The sequence below is a fragment of the Acinetobacter colistiniresistens genome, assembly GCF_024582815.1.
Taxonomy (GTDB): Bacteria; Pseudomonadota; Gammaproteobacteria; order Pseudomonadales; family Moraxellaceae; genus Acinetobacter.
Map to the genome: position 1 here is coordinate 1857907 of NZ_CP102099.1, position 16191 is coordinate 1874097.

General features: G+C 40.1%; 16 protein-coding genes, 3 other RNA genes and 2 pseudogenes. 13 read left to right on the top strand and 8 right to left on the bottom strand.

Annotation, left to right across the window (positions count from 1 at the left end; genetic code table 11):
• Window positions 1-44: 44 nt before the first annotated feature.
• Together tpgA and NQU59_RS08760 are read left to right on the top strand one after the other, a co-directional pair.
• Window positions 45-839 carry a trimeric autotransporter adhesin/peptidogylcan-associated protein TpgA gene (gene tpgA, locus NQU59_RS08755; protein ID WP_005243301.1) on the top strand — a complete coding sequence of 265 codons (795 nt, stop codon included), beginning with the start codon at window positions 45-47 and terminating at the stop codon, window positions 837-839.
• A gap of 449 nt (window positions 840-1288) precedes the next feature.
• Window positions 1289-1489 (top strand): hypothetical protein, encoded by a 201-nt coding sequence (locus tag NQU59_RS08760; RefSeq protein ID WP_005243300.1) that lies wholly within the window; start codon window positions 1289-1291, stop codon window positions 1487-1489.
• A gap of 41 nt (window positions 1490-1530) precedes the next feature.
• Here the strand turns inward: NQU59_RS08760 and NQU59_RS08765 are convergent.
• Window positions 1531-2639: pseudogene (locus NQU59_RS08765) on the bottom strand (IS256 family transposase).
• A gap of 411 nt (window positions 2640-3050) precedes the next feature.
• On the opposite strand from NQU59_RS08765, the gene NQU59_RS08770 reads away from it, so the two are divergent.
• Window positions 3051-4289, top strand: a complete 1239-nt coding sequence (locus NQU59_RS08770; protein WP_005243299.1) for a putative solute-binding protein — start codon at window positions 3051-3053, stop codon at window positions 4287-4289.
• A 91-nt stretch (window positions 4290-4380) separates the two neighbouring features.
• Window positions 4381-4759, top strand: a pseudogene (locus NQU59_RS08775) (SMI1/KNR4 family protein).
• 76 nt (window positions 4760-4835) lie between these two features.
• Here the strand turns inward: NQU59_RS08775 and ssrS (NQU59_RS08780) are convergent.
• The 5 genes from ssrS (NQU59_RS08780) to NQU59_RS08800 all read right to left on the bottom strand — a co-directional run bounded on the left by ssrS (NQU59_RS08780) (window position 4836) and on the right by NQU59_RS08800 (window position 6821).
• Window positions 4836-5017, bottom strand: a non-coding RNA gene (gene ssrS, locus NQU59_RS08780) — 6S RNA.
• Window positions 5018-5149: 132 nt separating this feature from the next.
• Window positions 5150-5338, bottom strand: a non-coding RNA gene (gene ssrS, locus NQU59_RS08785) — 6S RNA.
• A gap of 138 nt (window positions 5339-5476) precedes the next feature.
• Window positions 5477-5666, bottom strand: a non-coding RNA gene (gene ssrS, locus NQU59_RS08790) — 6S RNA.
• Window positions 5667-5979: 313 nt separating this feature from the next.
• Entirely contained in the window at window positions 5980-6264 is a 285-nt protein-coding gene (locus NQU59_RS08795) for a cell division protein ZapA (RefSeq protein WP_005272490.1), read from the bottom strand.
• A gap of 2 nt (window positions 6265-6266) precedes the next feature.
• Window positions 6267-6821, bottom strand: a complete 555-nt coding sequence (locus tag NQU59_RS08800; RefSeq protein WP_005243297.1) for a hypothetical protein — start codon at window positions 6819-6821, stop codon at window positions 6267-6269.
• Window positions 6822-6887: 66 nt separating this feature from the next.
• Here NQU59_RS08800 and NQU59_RS08805 point away from each other — a divergent pair, with 66 nt between their 5' ends.
• The 5 genes from NQU59_RS08805 (at window position 6888) to NQU59_RS08825 (ending at window position 11959) form a co-directional block, all read left to right on the top strand.
• On the top strand, window positions 6888-7523 hold the full coding sequence (locus NQU59_RS08805; protein ID WP_016651740.1) for a UPF0149 family protein: 636 nt from the start codon (window positions 6888-6890) through the stop codon (window positions 7521-7523).
• Window positions 7524-7592: 69 nt separating this feature from the next.
• Window positions 7593-8912 carry a Xaa-Pro aminopeptidase gene (gene pepP / locus NQU59_RS08810; protein ID WP_016651741.1) on the top strand — a complete coding sequence of 440 codons (1320 nt, stop codon included), beginning with the start codon at window positions 7593-7595 and terminating at the stop codon, window positions 8910-8912.
• A 184-nt stretch (window positions 8913-9096) separates the two neighbouring features.
• Window positions 9097-10308, top strand: a complete 1212-nt coding sequence (gene ubiH, locus NQU59_RS08815) for a 2-octaprenyl-6-methoxyphenyl hydroxylase (protein ID WP_005243293.1) — start codon at window positions 9097-9099, stop codon at window positions 10306-10308.
• Entirely contained in the window at window positions 10305-11537 is a 1233-nt protein-coding gene (locus NQU59_RS08820; protein ID WP_016651742.1) for an FAD-dependent monooxygenase, read from the top strand. Before ubiH ends, NQU59_RS08820 begins: the two co-directional genes overlap by 4 nt.
• A gap of 173 nt (window positions 11538-11710) precedes the next feature.
• Window positions 11711-11959, top strand: a complete 249-nt coding sequence (locus tag NQU59_RS08825) for a hypothetical protein (protein ID WP_005243290.1) — start codon at window positions 11711-11713, stop codon at window positions 11957-11959.
• Between the two features lie 21 nt (window positions 11960-11980).
• On the opposite strand, the gene NQU59_RS08830 is transcribed toward NQU59_RS08825, so the two are convergent.
• A complete protein-coding gene (locus NQU59_RS08830) occupies window positions 11981-12430 on the bottom strand; it encodes a MerR family transcriptional regulator (RefSeq protein ID WP_016651743.1) in 450 nt (149 codons plus the stop codon).
• 61 nt (window positions 12431-12491) lie between these two features.
• Here NQU59_RS08830 and NQU59_RS08835 point away from each other — a divergent pair, with 61 nt between their 5' ends.
• Entirely contained in the window at window positions 12492-13133 is a 642-nt protein-coding gene (locus NQU59_RS08835) for a cation transporter (RefSeq protein ID WP_005243288.1), read from the top strand.
• Window positions 13134-13199: 66 nt separating this feature from the next.
• On the opposite strand, the gene rsmI is transcribed toward NQU59_RS08835, so the two are convergent.
• Window positions 13200-14042, bottom strand: a complete 843-nt coding sequence (gene rsmI, locus NQU59_RS08840; protein WP_257065957.1) for a 16S rRNA (cytidine(1402)-2'-O)-methyltransferase — start codon at window positions 14040-14042, stop codon at window positions 13200-13202.
• A 16-nt stretch (window positions 14043-14058) separates the two neighbouring features.
• Here rsmI and NQU59_RS08845 point away from each other — a divergent pair, with 16 nt between their 5' ends.
• From NQU59_RS08845 to NQU59_RS08855, 3 genes are all read left to right on the top strand, one after another.
• Window positions 14059-14991, top strand: coding sequence for a penicillin-binding protein activator (locus tag NQU59_RS08845; RefSeq protein ID WP_257065959.1), 933 nt, complete (start codon window positions 14059-14061; stop codon window positions 14989-14991).
• A gap of 12 nt (window positions 14992-15003) precedes the next feature.
• Window positions 15004-15408 (top strand): YraN family protein, encoded by a 405-nt coding sequence (locus tag NQU59_RS08850; RefSeq protein ID WP_005243285.1) that lies wholly within the window; start codon window positions 15004-15006, stop codon window positions 15406-15408.
• A gap of 71 nt (window positions 15409-15479) precedes the next feature.
• A complete protein-coding gene (locus tag NQU59_RS08855) occupies window positions 15480-16190 on the top strand; it encodes a BON domain-containing protein (protein ID WP_016651746.1) in 711 nt (236 codons plus the stop codon).
• Window position 16191 lies beyond the last annotated feature (1 nt).

The following is a 16191-nucleotide window of genomic DNA, read 5'->3' on the forward strand; positions in this document are numbered from 1 at the left end:
CCTTTAGGCTCTCCTCATCTCCAATAGATAAAGAGAGTTAAAATATGAAAAATATGATGATAAAAGTATTGCTTGTTGGGCTCGTTTCAAGTTTACCGATGATGGCATTTGCAGCAAGTGATGAGGCTGTGGTTCAACAAGAAGAAATCAAATTTCCAGCGGTTGAAAAGAGCTACCTGAAGCAAGTAAATCGTTATGAATATGATAATGTTGCTCGTTTGGGAACTGGTTTAACCAAGGATCAAATCCGGCATATCTTGGGCAATCCTCAATTTAGCGAAGGTATATTTTTTGTCAAAACCTGGAATTATGTACTAGATATTCGTCAACCAAATAGCCAAGACTATTTGCGTTGTCAGTTGCGTATAGATTTTGATAAAAAATCATTGTCAGAGCGTTTGTCGTGGAAAGGCGAAGCGTGTGAGGGTTTAATGGCTTGGGGGGCAAATAATCAAGTTCCAGCAGATACCAATTTAAATAGCTTACGCTCATCAAGTGTATTTTTTGCATTCGATCGATCAAATGCAAATGCAATTGAACAAGGTTCAAGCTCAGTTGCAGCAATTGCTCAACGCATTAAGCAAGCACCATCGAATAGTCCTGTGATTGTTGCTGGCTTTGCAGATCCTTTAGGTAAATTTGCTTATAACCATCAACTATCGGCGCAACGAGCCAATACCGTTGCTAAGCTATTGGTGAATGAAGGGATTGATGCAAATCGAATTCAAATTCAAGCCAATAGCCAAACTGATTTATACCAGCAGTGTGCTGGACATAAGGCCAATCGCCAACTTGTTGGGTGCTTAGCTCCAAATCGACGTGTTAACGTGAGTTGGTAATCCATCTTCATTCAAAATGGCTCCTTTAAAGGAGCCATTTTTATACAGATAGAAATTTATTAAAAATTATTATTTTTCAATCATATATTGATTATTTTTACAATTGGTCAAGAATTCTAATCCAGAGTTTAGTAAGAACTGAGATATAAGAATCGCTAAATATTTAATATTGTTGATTTTTATTTATATAATTTACTTTTTAGAGTAGCTCCCATAAATGGTCATTTATGTGAACTGTCTGACAAAAGATACGGAATCGTTTAAAAAATAGTCTAAAATATTGGCTGTGAGCTAACATCTTCAGATGTCAGTTTCATGTATTTAAATAATTTAAATGAGTATTTTTTGCTGATGAGTAGTCGCGATTAAACTGCTATTCAAGATGATATGAACTTATCGAACTAATCAAGATACTCAGTATTTGCAAACTTTTCAAAGAGGGTAGAACCATGTTGGAATCAAAGAAACTGATTGTGCTTGATCAGATGCTAATCTTAACCAAAGAAGGTAAACATGACTTGGTTTATGAAAATAATACTTTACTTAAAGTAAAAATGATTTCGAATCAGCATATCGTGGTGGAAGATGATCACCAAACTAGTTTTCTATTAAAGCGACAAGATGAAAACGTAATTTGGTCATTTATTTAAGGAAAGAGAGCCTGTAAATTATTTTGTGTAAGTTCCATTTTTTATAAATGATCTTTTAATCGATCATCGAACTGAATCGTAAACCAATTCATTGCTAAACGCCAATTTTGAATTGGCATCGTCCATTTCTTCGCAGCATTTGATGTTGCTAAGTAAATGACCTTCTTTACTGAGTCATCAGATGAAAAGATTTTCCTCTTCTTCGTTGAATGGCGTATTACGCTATTCAACGACTCAATCGCATTTGTTGTATAAATTGCATGACGTATTTCGGCTGGATAGCTAAAGATCGTTCGGATATTTTCCCAATTGGCCCGCCAGGATTCTCCAATTTTGGGATACTGGTGATTCCATTGATCACAGAAGATGTCTAGGGACTTTAAAGCATTTTCCTCTGTACTTGCCTGATAAATCGCTTTCAGACCCGAGGTAACAGCCTTGTAGTCTTTCCAGCTTACAAATCTCAGGCTATTGCGTACAACATGCACGATACACAGTTGAATATCAGTATGAGGGTAAACGGAGGCTATCGCGTCAGGAAAGCCTTTTAATCCATCTACACAGGCAACAAGAATATCCTGTACTCCTCGATTTTTTAGCTCTGTCATGACTGACAGCCAGAATTTGGCACCTTCTGTCTGAGCAATCCACATACCCAGTAATTCTTTTTGTCCATCCATATTGATGCCTAAAGCAAGGTATACGGACTTGTTAATCACATTGGAGTGCTGACGGACTTTGACAACAATACAGTCAAGATAGACAACAGGATAAAGGCTATCTAAGGCTCTATTTTGCCACTCAGTCACTTGCTCAATCACAGCATCGGTAACTTTGCTGATGAGAGATGCTGAGACATCGGCATCGTACATTTCTTTGAAGAAGGCTACAATTTCCCTATTAGTCATTCCTTTTGCATACAGTGAGAGGATTTGGTCATCCATACTGGTGATGCGTGTTTGGTGCTTTTGATAATTTGTGGCTCAAATGAACCTTCTCGATCACGGGGAATATCTAAAGCCAGTTGTCCATCTTGAGTTGTAATGGTTTTAGAACTAAACCCATTACGGCTATTTGAGCCTTTCCTGGACTGATGCTTTTCATAACCGAGATGGTCTGAAAGTTCAGTATTGAGTGCAGTTTCAATCATGAATTTTTAAAGACTGCTGTCATTTGGTTTAAGTCTTCTGGTGTTTTTAGACCTTTAGCCAATTCGGCAGCCATACTTTTGATTGTTGCTTCATCCATGTGAAGTACCTTTTGTAATTATCCTCTGAAGGATAAATGAAAATTAAGTACTTACACAAAATTTAGAACAGTCCCAGGAAAGAATGACCCGCATTTAAATGTTGAAAAACTATTAAAAATATAGATTATTCAAATGCTTGTTTGTATATGTGTTTATATCCTATGGATGCATTCATTTTTATAAAATGAGTAATGGTTCTAACTTTGACCGAATTGACACCATCCAAATAAAATCAGTCAATTCTATTTTTATGCGTTGTTCTTACATTGGATAAAGACTATTGGGAAATAGCTCGCTAAGGATGGACTAACAATGCAAAATAATAAATTCACACAGGTTTTAAGGCCGATTCTGCTGTCATCTATTATGGCTTCATCATTAGGCATTATGAATACAAGCTATGCGGCATCTGAGGGAAAATTGGATTTAAGCCTTTCCCCTCATTCACAAAACAAAGTTAAGCAATTATTGAATGATCCTAAGACTTGGCAGCAGATTCCAAAACAAGTCACGCTCTGTGTATTTTCTCCGAATGGTGAACATAGCGAAGCGTTTGAGCAAGCGACCAGTTATATTACCGAAATTCCAAGTATCGTTCGTGTCGCCAAACAATTTGGGGTCAATATGAACGTGACGCGCCCTTCGCATTTACAATTCAAATTAGATTTTGATTATCCAAAACTAAAAAAACAGGCATCGACCGTGGTTAATCTCAAGGTGTATACCAATGAGGCGGTGTTGACGGAGGATTTCCGTAGTAAGCGCTGTGATGGTGCAGGGATTAGCAACTTACGTGCAAAACAGTTTAATAAATTTGTTGGCAGTGTAGATGCCATTGGTGCCGTGCAGACTTATAAACAATTGAGTTCTGTGATTCAGGTTTTGGCCAACCCAAAATTTGATGACAAGATGATAAATAAAGATTATGAAGTGGTTGGGATTGTTCCTTTAGGGGCAGCTTATATTATGGTTACTGACCGTAATATCAATACTTTGGCCAAGGCTGCAGGCAAGAAGGTTGCAGTGTTCCAGTTTGATGAAACCCAAAAGAAATTAGTACAGAATGTGGGAGCACAACCTGTCTCTGTGGATTTGGTAAGTGTGGGGGGAAAATTTAATAATAAAGAGGTTGATATCATGGCAGGTCCAGCCATTTTGTTTGAACCACTTGAATTACAAAAAGGCATGACCGATAAATCAGGGAAAGCAGTTGGAGGAATTATCAAGTTTCCTGTGATACAAGTGACAGGGACATTGATTATGCAGCGCAATAAGTTTCCAGCAGGCATGGGATCAATTGCACGAGAAGTGATTTCAAAACAGTTGAATCCAGCTTTTGAGTTTGTTGACAAGATAGAAGCAAAGATTCCAGATAAATTCTGGATGAACTTAAATGAAAGTGACAAACCTGGTTATGTTCGTTTGATGCGTGAAGCACGGATTCAAATGACCAAAGAAGGCTTCTATGATAAAGATATGATGCGGTTGTTGAAGCAGGTTCGTTGTTCTCAAGACCCAAGCAATTATGAATGTGCTTTAAAGGATGAATGAGTTTTAGGCACTATTGCAGCATAGAAAAGAGAATCGTGGAAATACTAGGATTAAGTTATAAGCTTGGTATTTCCAACTTAAAAATAAATTTATAAAACAATATGTTAAGCTAAATAAACTAACAACATGGTAACAGATTTTAGCTTTTGAATATAAGTATCAAGTGAAGCTATCAGCAATTTTAAGCACCTACTCTTTAGAACTCAATGGGTTCGTCGTATTTTACATTTTTGTCGCTGGCAGAATTCCAATCAGTAGAAAGTACTTCAAACTACTATGATAGAGACAAGTTTTCATATCCGAACTGTTTTGTATTTTCGGATGATCTAGTGTGGTGTTGGGGGATGCGGTACAACTTGATCAGATTGGTTCAGATGGTGCTGTATATCAGGTGACTGGGGTGAAAAAATAAAAATTCATTTACAGCATTTTTGCAGCAATATTTAATGGATAGCGCTGAATTATTATAAAAATATTGAGAAAACTTAATTGAGTTATTTAAAAGTCTAAATGAAGCTAAATTATTATTTTTAATTATATGTAAAAAGATACTCCAGAGATGCCGCTGCATGGTCGTTACCCTGAACCCGATGAGTTCAAGGTGGAGGTGACGCATACTTACTGGGTTTCCTACTCGGGGTAGGCATACACTCAAAATACACAGAACACATCCATAAATTTAAGTATCGGCAGGGGAATAGACGTACTGGCGAACACCCTAGAGATGTTTCTTATTATAGTTAAATCAACGACCACCACAAGAGGGAAATATTGAGATTTGTATGTTTTACTAACAATTAGAAAATTAAGTTTAATAGAACTATAAAATCTAAAATGGGATCAATGTTATTTGAAAAAAATGGATCTCCGAAATGCCGCTGCATGTCTTTACCCTTGAACACTAAGGTTCAAGGTGGACAGCGCTGTATATTATCTGGGTTTCCTACTCAGGGTAGGCATACACGCTCAATATTCAGAAACGCTTTCCGATTAAGAAGGATATCACGGCTCAGGGGAATCAGACCGGCTGGCGTACACTTCAGAGATGTTTTTAATTATAGTGAAATTAGGGGCTATCGCAAGTGGGGAAAATAGAGAGATTTGTAAGTTTAAGTTTACAGTTGAGATGTTAAATAGAAGTGGTTGAATTAAAAATATAATAAAGAAACTGATTTTTAATAAAGAAAATAATCTCCAGAAGTACCGCTGCATGTCTTTACCCTTGAACACTAAGGTTCAAGGTGGAAAGCGCTGTATATTGTATGGGTTTCCTACTCTAGGTAGGCATACACGCTAAATATTCAGAAACGCTTTCCGATTAAGAAGGATATCACGGCTCAGGGGAATCAGACCGGCTGGCGAGTACTCCAGAGATGGATTGCATTATAGTCAACTCTGGCAATGATGCAAGGACTACACTAAAATTATTTGTAAGTATAACTTAACAATGTGTAAGTTTACGTTTAAGTCCCCAAAGAATGAAATAGCATGATTATTCATCTTTTGATAAATAATAATTAAAAAATAAATATATGAATTGACCTGATGGTAATACTCTGGTTTAGGTCTAAAGATGAGGAAGTAATAAAAATTACAATGGGTGCAAGATAAAAAGGAAAAATTGATTTTTGTGTAGGTAAAAGTCTAGTAAAGAAAAAAGCCTGAAATTTGCATTTCAGGCTTTTTGGAATTAGATGCTTTGTTCCACATCTTCGAGCATGGTTTCTAAAAGTCGCTCACAATGTGCATACTGCTGCAAAGATTTATTTAAGCTGAACACTTCTTGAGCCATTTGTAGTGCGACCATAATCACGAGTTTATTATGTTCAACGCGTGGGGCACTACGGCGCATGTCATGAAATTTCTGATTAAGTAGTTCTGCAGCGCGCTCTAATTCCTCACGTTTTTCTTCAGTTGTGTTGAGACGGAAGGTCTGTTCAATTAAGCGAAGCTCAACAACAATAGGTTCACTCATGATCAGGTCTCCTCTTGAGTTTCAGCATTCGGATGTGCAAGTTGCTGAATTTCTTGCGCATGTTGATCTTGTGCAGTACCTAAAATTGAAAGGCGCTGAATAATGGCTTCAACTTTAGATTTAGCCAGTTCATTTTTCTGCAACAGACGATCACGATCTTGCTGTAAATCCTGAATCTCTTGCTGGTTATGACGTTGCTGTGCTTGTAGTTTTTCTTTATTCACACGTAAGTCATTGCGCTCAGCCAAAATTTCTTGGAAGCGGTTTTTCAAATCAGTTGTACTTTTCTCTAAGCGGCTATAACGTTCTGCTAGAGTTGTTGCATCTTGATTCAGTTGTTTAAATTGATCTTGTAACTGAGTCAGTTGTTCAGTTAAGTTATCAACTTCTTCCTGCTTTTGCGTGATGATGCTATTTTTCTGCACAACTTGTGCATGATGGTCAGTTTCAGCTAATTGCTTAGCTTCGGTGAGCGATGAGTTTTCTCGCTCCAAGTGATGTAAGCGTGTTTTTAAAACACCAATATGCGCTTGTAGACGCTGTAATTGTTCTAACATAACGAAGGTCGCACAGAGTTGCAATCAAAGGTAATATATACAGCAGTATAGAGATTGGATAAACGAATGCAAGACGATATTTCAGGTTGGACAGAATGGAAAGCCCATTTTGATGGGATTGAAGAAATTTCAAGTCCAAGTGAGTTACACGGTTTACTAACAGGTATCGTTTGTGTGACACAAGCGCCGACCTCAGATGAATGGTCACAAATTTTAAACACCCTGAATGTGCCTGCTTTACAACCAGAGGCACTGGAGAGTTTAACCGATGAAGCAGAAGATGTTGCTCATGCTTTATCTGATGATGAATTAGATTATTTGCCTATGCTTCCTGATGATAGCCATTTGCTTGCAGATCGTGTGCAAGCTTTGGCGGATTGGTGTGCAGGCGTAGTCCTCGGTTTTGGTTTGGCTTCAGGTCATATTCGTGGCGAAGAACAAGAGCTGATTGAACATTTACAAGATGTTGCAGCCGTTGAGTTTGAAGACTCGGATAATGATGAAGAAGGCGAAGAAAGCTATCAGGAATTGTATGAGTTTGTACGCTTGATCCCTGTGAGCTTGTCGATTGGTCGTAAAAAGATTCCTGTTGCTGAAAGTTCTTTATTGCAAAATTTTCATGCCAAAAGCAGAAATCAAGACAATCAAGCAGCAGATGCGCAAACGGTTGTAGAAATGTTTACCCCACATCGTCCGAGTTAACTCGGGCGGTGCCTTAAGCTTTTATAAATAAAGATACTTACAATCATTCATCTTCATCAGAAGGACAATATGAAATTAAGTCAAGCTGATTTTAAACAACGTCGTGATCTTCTCGCTAAACAAATAGGCAGCAATAGCATTGCAATTATTGCGACTCGAGCAGAAATGTATCGTAACCGCGATGCGGATTATAAATATCGTGCAGACAGTAGTTTTTATTATCTGACTGGATTTGCCGAGCCTGAAGCCGTTGCCGTGATCGAAACCTTTGAAGAAGGTGAGGAATATAGCTATAGCTTGTTCTGCCGCGAACGTAATCGTGAAATGGAAATCTGGAATGGTTATCGTGCGGGTATTGATGGTGCGATTGAAATCTATGATGCAGATGAAGCTTATGCAATTGATCTGCTCGATGAAGAAATTATCGACAAGCTGTTAAATAAACAGTGTCTTTACTACCGTATTGGTCAAAATGCTGAGTTTGATGCACGTGTCAGTCAATGGATTCAAAAGGCAGATGCACAGCAGCGTCGTGGTGGTGCTGCGCCAGCAGAAGTCATTCAGCTTGATCGTATTGTCGATGAGATGCGTTTGAAAAAATCAGCTCAGGAAATTGAGCTGATGCAGATCGCATCCAATATCAGTGCAGAAGCGCATACGCGTGCCATGCAAACGGTTAAACCTGAGATGATGGAGTATGCACTGGAGGCGGAACTCAATTATATCTTTGGTAAAAATGGCTGTGTACCATCGTATAACAGTATTGTTGGCGGTGGTGAAAATGCCTGTATTTTGCACTATGTTGAAAATAACAAACCGTTAAAAGATGGTGATTTAGTTTTGATTGATGCCGCATGTGAATATGAGTTGTATGCGTCGGATATTACTCGTACGTTCCCTGTGAATGGTAAATTCAGTCCTGAGCAAAAAGCACTTTATAATGTGGTTTTAGAAGCACAGCTTGCTGCGATTGATGCAACGCGTATTGGCAATCACTATAAATATCCGCATGAAGTGGCTGTAAAGATTTTAACTCAGGGGCTGGTTGATCTTGGCTTGCTGATTGGCAATGTGGATGAACTGGTTGAAAGTGAAGCATTCCGCCAATTCTTTATGCATGGTACTGGCCATTGGCTTGGCATGGATGTACATGACGTGGGTGCCTATAAAACTGGCGAAGACTGGCGTGCTTATGAAGCAGGTATGGTCGTGACCGTTGAACCAGGTCTATATGTTGCGCCAGATGATGAAACGGTTGATGCAAAATGGCGTGGTATCGGCATTCGTATCGAAGATGACATTGTGGTCACTGAAAATGGCCCATTGGTTCTAACCAAGAATGTGGTCAAAACCGTTGAAGAGATTGAAAGCTTGATGGCAAATCATTAAGTTGAAGTTGAGAAAAAGGCTTATCAATAGATAGGCCTTTTTATTGACTTTGATGCCCAAAACAACTTTTGAATATATTTTAAAAACATAGACCAAACAAAGTACAAATTCCCTTCCTGATTTGAGTTAGAGTAAGATAGGTCCCGAAACATCAAGTCATGAAAAACTGATAAGGAATAATATTATGCAGCAACAGGTCATCATTGTCGGTGGAGGTATGGTTGGACTCAGCCTTGCTTTAATGTTGGCAAAATCTAATATCGCAGTAAAGCTATTAGAAGCTGTGAAATATCCGAATTACGATGACGAAAATGTTGCTCCTTATCATTCCAGTTTTGATGCGCGTAATACCGCCTTGTCACGTCGTAGTGTACAGATTTACCAAAAGTTAGGTTTGTGGGAGGCCTTACAACAACATGCTACCCCAATTCTGCAAGTACACATTACTGAGCAGGGCAGTTTTGGTAAGGCACGCTTAGTCGCCGAACAAGAAAAAGTAGAAAGTTTTGGTCAAGTAATTGAGAACGCCTGGTTGGGTCGTGTATTGCTGACCCAAGTACGTCAACAGCCATTGATTGAGTTGATTGATGGTGTTGAGGTCACTTCATTAACTCAAGATGTAGACCAAGTCCAAATTGAAGCCATGCGTAATGGTGAATATATCCACTCCTTAAAATCCAAGTTGGTGATTGCTGCGGATGGTCGCGACTCGTTTTGCCGACAAGCCATTGGCGTCGGTGTGGACGAACATGACTATGACCAAGTCGCGATTGTAACCACCGTACAAACTTCTAAACCACACCAGCACGTTGGTTTTGAACGGTTTAGCGCATTAGGACCATTGGCACTGTTACCTTTACCAGGGGAATACCGTCGTTCAGTGGTATGGCCTGTGAAAAAAGGCACTGAGGCGGAGTGGTTAGGTGAGGAAAATGATCAACATTTTCTTGATGCCTTACAGGAAACCTATGGTGACCGTGCTGGAAAATTTGAAAAAACAGGCAAGCGCTTTAGCTATCCATTGGCTCAGGTTTTGGCACATAAGCAGGCGGTTGGTCGTGTGGTGCTGATGGGCAATGCGGCACATACCATTCATCCAGTGGCAGGCCAAGGTTTTAACTTATGTTTGCGTGATGCAGATGTGCTGGTTCGTTTCTTGATGGAACAATTGGCGAAGTCAGATGATATTGGCGCGCCTGAAAATTTATTGGCTTATGAACAATCTCGTTTAAAGGATCAGCAACGTGTGATTAAGTTCTGTGATTCAGTGGTGCGTGGTTTCAGTAATCAAAATCCAATCCTCAAATTATTACGCAATACAGGATTGATTGCATTTGATGTGATTCCGGGGGTTAAGCCTCTGGTTGCCAATTATGCGATGGGGCTAAAAGCATGAGCGAGCTGTTAGATGTTGTGATTGTTGGCGGTGGCTTAGTCGGTGGATTAACGGCTTTATTGTTGGCACAAGGTGGGGTACAAGCGACGGTATTGGATGCTGCGCCTGTGCTTGATCAAGAGAAAACACTGGCTGTAATGAATCCTCGGGTATTGGCACTGAGTCAGGCGACGATTCACTTACTCAAAACAGTTGAGGTCTGGAATGATTTAGCGCGTCAGATGCCTTATTCAGGTATGCAAGTCTGGAATAAAAATGGCTATGGCGAAATTAATTTTGGCCATGCATCTGAACAGCAACCTCAATCAGATCAGGCTTTAGGTTCAATGGTTGAACCCAGTGTTTTGAATGTAGCAATTCAACAAAAAATGTTGCAGCTACTCAAAGACTATCGTACCCAAGTAAAAGTGGTTAGGATTGAGCAAATTCCGCAAGGCTGGTCAATTGAGTTGGCGGATGGCACAACATTAAAAACGAAGTTGTTAATTGGTGCAGATGGTGCGAATTCTTTTGTACGCGAGCAGGCGTACATTGAGTTGGATGTATTGGATTATCAGCAGGCTGCAATTAGTTGTGCAATTAAAACCACACAGCCCAATCAATATGTAGCACGCCAAATTTTCTTGCCGACAGGTCCATTGGCGTATTTACCAATGGCCAGTCTGAATGCGCAGGAGAACGGTTATTGGCAGTCGATTGTCTGGACTTTACCTGATGATTATGCCGATGAATACTCGGCATTAAATGATCAGGACTTTATGCGTTTGTTGACTCAGGAAAGCCTGCAAATGTTGGGGGAAGTGGTTGATGTGCGTTCCAGAGCACAGTTCCCACTAAAAGCACGTGCTGCACAGCGTTATATCAAGTCAGGCTTAGCATTGATCGGTGATGCTGCACATGTGATTCATCCTTTAGCTGGACAGGGTGTGAACATTGGTTGTCTGGATGCAGCTGTGTTATGTGATGTATTGCTGCATGATTTAAAACGTGGGGTCTGGGCCAATGAGCAGAGCTTATTGCGTTATGAGCATCGGCGCAAAGGGCAAAATGATGCCATGATGCACAGTATGTCAGCGATTGGTTGGCTTGAAAGTGCAGAACTGTTTCCATTTGTCTGGGCGCGAAACTTTGGTCTAAAACAGGTTGAACAATTCGACTGGTTCAAAGATCGCTTTATGCAACAGGCCAATGGATTGGGTGCATTGAAAGACACACAATATGCGTGCTAAAAAATAGTAGATATTTTTTAAACAATCATTTATAAATCAGAGTGAATTTGGTCGCAAAAAATACGATTTAATCAATATTGTACTTTGCGAAATGAAAAGAGCTTGCTAAATTTCATCAAGTTTCTGATGACCAAATAGCGATGATGAAAGTGTAGTCATTGTGGGGAGATAATATGACAGATATGAATGATTACGACGAAAACACAGAAGATTCTGCTGTAGACGACGAAGAGGCGAAAGCGGCAGAAAGTGGTGCAGATAGCGAAGAGTCGAGCGCCAATGATGCTGATCTTGCCGAAGCTGAGACCTTAACTGTGACAGCCAAACAGAAACAGCGTCAGGCTTTGGAAGATGAAGTTGCGGCCTTTCTTGCACGTGGTGGACAAATTACAGAAGTCCCACCTGGCGAGACTCACGAATAAACTGAGAAGATTTAAAAAGCATCACGATTGTGGTGCTTTTTTATGTTGATGTGCTGCATGTTCACATTCTAGTGGTTGATGCAGTTCTTTTAGAATGCCACATTGTTCAATCGTACGATGTTGAGAGCATTGCTGTTTTAAATGGAGCAGGTCTTGGTGTAGATGTTCTAGATTTCTAATTTTTTGTGATACCTCAGCAAGATATTGATCAATCAGCTGGTCAACCTGTGTACAGGTCTGATTGGGATTGGTCGATAAATCCTTGAGTTTTTGAATATCCTGCAAGGTAATCCCCAATTCACGACAATGCTTTAAAAATAAAAGTTCCGAAAGCATCTGTTCAGAATAATGACGATAATTTCCCGCCGTTCGTTTGGGTTTATCCAGCAGCCCAATTTTTTCATAATAGCGAATGGTATCGACTGAAACTCCTGACTTTTTGGCCAATTGTCCAATACTAAAACTGATCATGCTTGACTCTGGAGTTACTCTAGGGTTTTAAATCACTATAAAAGATTTAGCGAGAAAAGTCATGGCAGGATGTGGTTGCAATACAACGTGTTCGCCAACACAAAAAATTAGTCCAAAGTTTAGAAAGGCTTTGTGGGTTGCTTTAGTTCTAAATGCATTGATGTTTTTTGTTGAGATTATTGGGGGTTCACAGGCACGCTCAGTCTCATTGTGGGCTGATGCCTTGGATTTCGCAGGTGATGCCGCCAACTATGCCATTTCTTTGGCCGTGCTGTCCATGACCTTGTATTGGCGTGCAACCGCGGCCTTGTTAAAAGGTGTGACCATGGCTGCATTCGGTATTTTTGTGATCATGAAAGTGGTTTGGTCATGGTGGTTAGGACTAACCCCTGAGCCGATGTTAATGGGGGCAATTGGTGTACTTGCTTTGACTGTGAATGTGATCTGCGCACTAATGCTTTATGCATTTCGTGATGGGGATGCCAACATGCGTTCGGTATGGTTATGCAGCCGTAATGATGCGATTGCCAATATTGCCATTATCATCGCCGCAGTAGGTGTGTTTGGAACAGGCACCATGTTCCCTGATTTATTTGTAGCCTTTATTATCGCGTATTTGGGTGTTTCTTCTGGTCTAAGTGTGATTAAGCAGGCGAGAGTGGAAAGAAAAGTAGATCAGGGCAATATAATGACCAAGGCCTGATGGTTATTCTTGTGATGCGACACTGAATAGTAGGAGGAGATATGTTAAAAATCTCCTCCTTTTGTTTTATTGATTTTGTTGGGTGAGTTCCAAGGCCCGTTGATAAGCGACTTTCTTTTTAATACCAGTCAAATCGGCAGCCAGTTGTGATGCTGCTTTGACCGATAAATCCTGTAATAAACGTTTTAACAATTCATCCAGTTTATCTTGTTCCATGTCTTTTTCTGCAGTTGCACCACCCACGACCACCACAATCTCACCTTTTTCCTGATTATGATCATTTTCAATAAAAGTGACCAGTTCTTTTAAGGTCATTTTCTTGATGGTTTCAAAGGTCTTGGTGATTTCACGGGCAAAGCCGACAGGACGATCTTCACCAAAAACCTGCGCCATATCTTTGATACAGGCCAGAATACGATGCGGTGCTTCATAAAAAATCAGGGTTTGGGTTTCATCTTTTAACTTTTCTAGCTGACTGATGCGCTGAGAGGCTTTAGAGGGTAAAAAGCCTTCAAAACTAAAACGGTCGCTTGGCAATCCCACCACACTCAAGGCCGCAATCGCCGCGCATGCACCAGGAACAGGAATTACACGAATGCCATGTTCTTGTGCAGCACGAACAAGTTTAAAACCAGGATCACTAATCAGGGGAGTACCTGCATCACTAATCAGTGCAATACTTTCGCCATTGAGCATTTTTTGCAGAAGTTGATCAATTTTGTTACTTTCATTGTGATCATGACACGCTGTGAGTGGAGTTGAGATATTATAGTGCTTGAATAATTGAGCAGATTGACGAGTGTCTTCTGCGGCAACTACCGATACGGATTTTAAAATATCAATTGCACGAAAGGTCATGTCATCTAAGTGCCCAATCGGGGTTGCTACAACAAATAATTGAGCACTCATAAAAGGTAACTCCCTAATGTATTACAAAAAATATTGGCTGCTATTATGTTTGGCAGCATGTGTGAGTCCAGTTTATGCGGACGTACTGGTGATTCTACCTGAATCTGGTACGATGGCGCGAGCTGGTCAGAGCATCAAACGTGGTTTCTTGAGCGCTTATACAGCATCTGGCAGCAAAGAAAAAATCATTTTTGTAGATTCAGCCAAAAATAGCGTGGATACGATTTTTAAAAAAAGAGTGAATAACAAGACCAGATTGATTGTTGGACCATTGGCCAGACCTGATATTGAAACGGTCATGCGACTGAACCCAGCAATTCCTGTCCTTGCTTTAAATGATGTAAATAGCCAGACCGGCAACGTATGGCAATTTAGCTTGGCCAAGCAACATGATGCAGTTGCACTGAATCAATTACTTAAGAAAGACAAGATTAAAAGCTTATTAGTATTGCGCCAAGCTGGAACTGAATCTGCAACAGAACTGTTTATGATGGCGCTGATGTCTGAATTCGGCTCAAATATTCATGTGGTTAATGAACTGCCGAAAAAACTGGCCCGCAAAGAAGGTCTGCTGCTACTCGGTGATCAGCCATGGTTAGAACAGCTTGGAACTTTGCCTGAAAAAAATATCTACGCTACAGCATTAAGTATTGAGCAGGATAAACCTATTCCAATCGGCTTAAGTTTTTGTGATACGCCGGCCTTATATAATAGTCAGTGGGCGGATTTAATCGTGGCTTATCAACAACAACCTGAAAATATGGCGTTTCAGCGTTTATTGGCATTTGGTGGAGATGCGTGGAGTATTAGTCAGCAATTTTTAACTAGTTCCGATCGTCATTTTTCTTTTGAAGGCCGAACTGGCGCGATTGATGTAAAAGACGGCAAGGTTTATCGTCAGCCTTATTGCTATCAACAGCAGAAAAAGGGTATCCAGGTTTTAAAATAAGATTGAGCAGGTATGTCAACACACAGGCAGGACTTAGGCCAATGGGCTGAGCAGGCAGCACTTGTTCTTTTACAAACGCAGCAATATGAGTGCATAGCACGAAATTATCATTCACGTTATGGTGAAATTGATTTGATTGTAAAACGGGAGAAGCAGCTGGTTTTTGTCGAAGTTAAAGCGAGATCAGTGGGGAGTTATGCAGGAGCTTGTGAAGTGATTTCGCAGGCTCAGCAGCGTAAAATCATTAAGACGGCGCAGTGGTTTTTACATAAATCTCCACATTATGATGACTTTGATTGTCGTTTTGATGTGATTTGTTTTGATTTTCCACAGAAAATTGCAAAAACAGTACAACCAGATTTTTCAAAATTGCAGTATGATCAGCAATGGATTGAACATGCATTTACCTTAGATTGATTCATGAGTCTAATATAATGCTAAATATTGAAAATTGAACAAATTTGTTTGTAGATAGGGAGTCTTGCCAAGTGTTAAAACGTTTATCGATTACGTTGCTTTGCGCTGCAAGTTTATCGGGTTGTGCAAGTTTTATTTCTGGCGGTACAGGCACTTCACCCGTTGGAACGAATAGTGGTGAACGTAGTCTGGGGCAGATTTTTATTGATTCTTCAATCAAACGTACCGCAAATATCAATTTGTACAAGCTAGATCATCGTTTCAAGCAGTCACGTATCAATATTGAAAGTTTCCATAGTAATGTCTTATTAACAGGACAAGTGCCTGATCCATATTTAAAACAGTTGGCGGAAGACAATTTACGTTCAATGTCAGATGTCAAAGCTGTGCACAACTATATAACAGTAGGCGATAAAGTTGGCTATAACACTATCATGCAAGATGCAACGGTGACGGCGAATACTCGTGGCCTGTTAATGAAAGCACCTGTTGTCTCTGACAGCAAAGTGTTGGTGCATACAGAAAATGGTGTGTTGTATGTCATGGGGCGTTTAAATACTGCTGAATCAAGAGATTTAGATGATGTCTTACAAAAAGTGGGTAATGTGAGTAAAATTGTCACGCTCATTGACAATGTGGATCAACCTTCTGGTACGGTAGCCAGTTCAACCGCGGCATCACCGATGGTCGGAACTGCAACGACACAGCCTCTGGTTGAGACGCCAGTTGCAATTGATCCTGATCAGGCGGAACCTGCGACTATTACCCCAACTAATCCTTAAT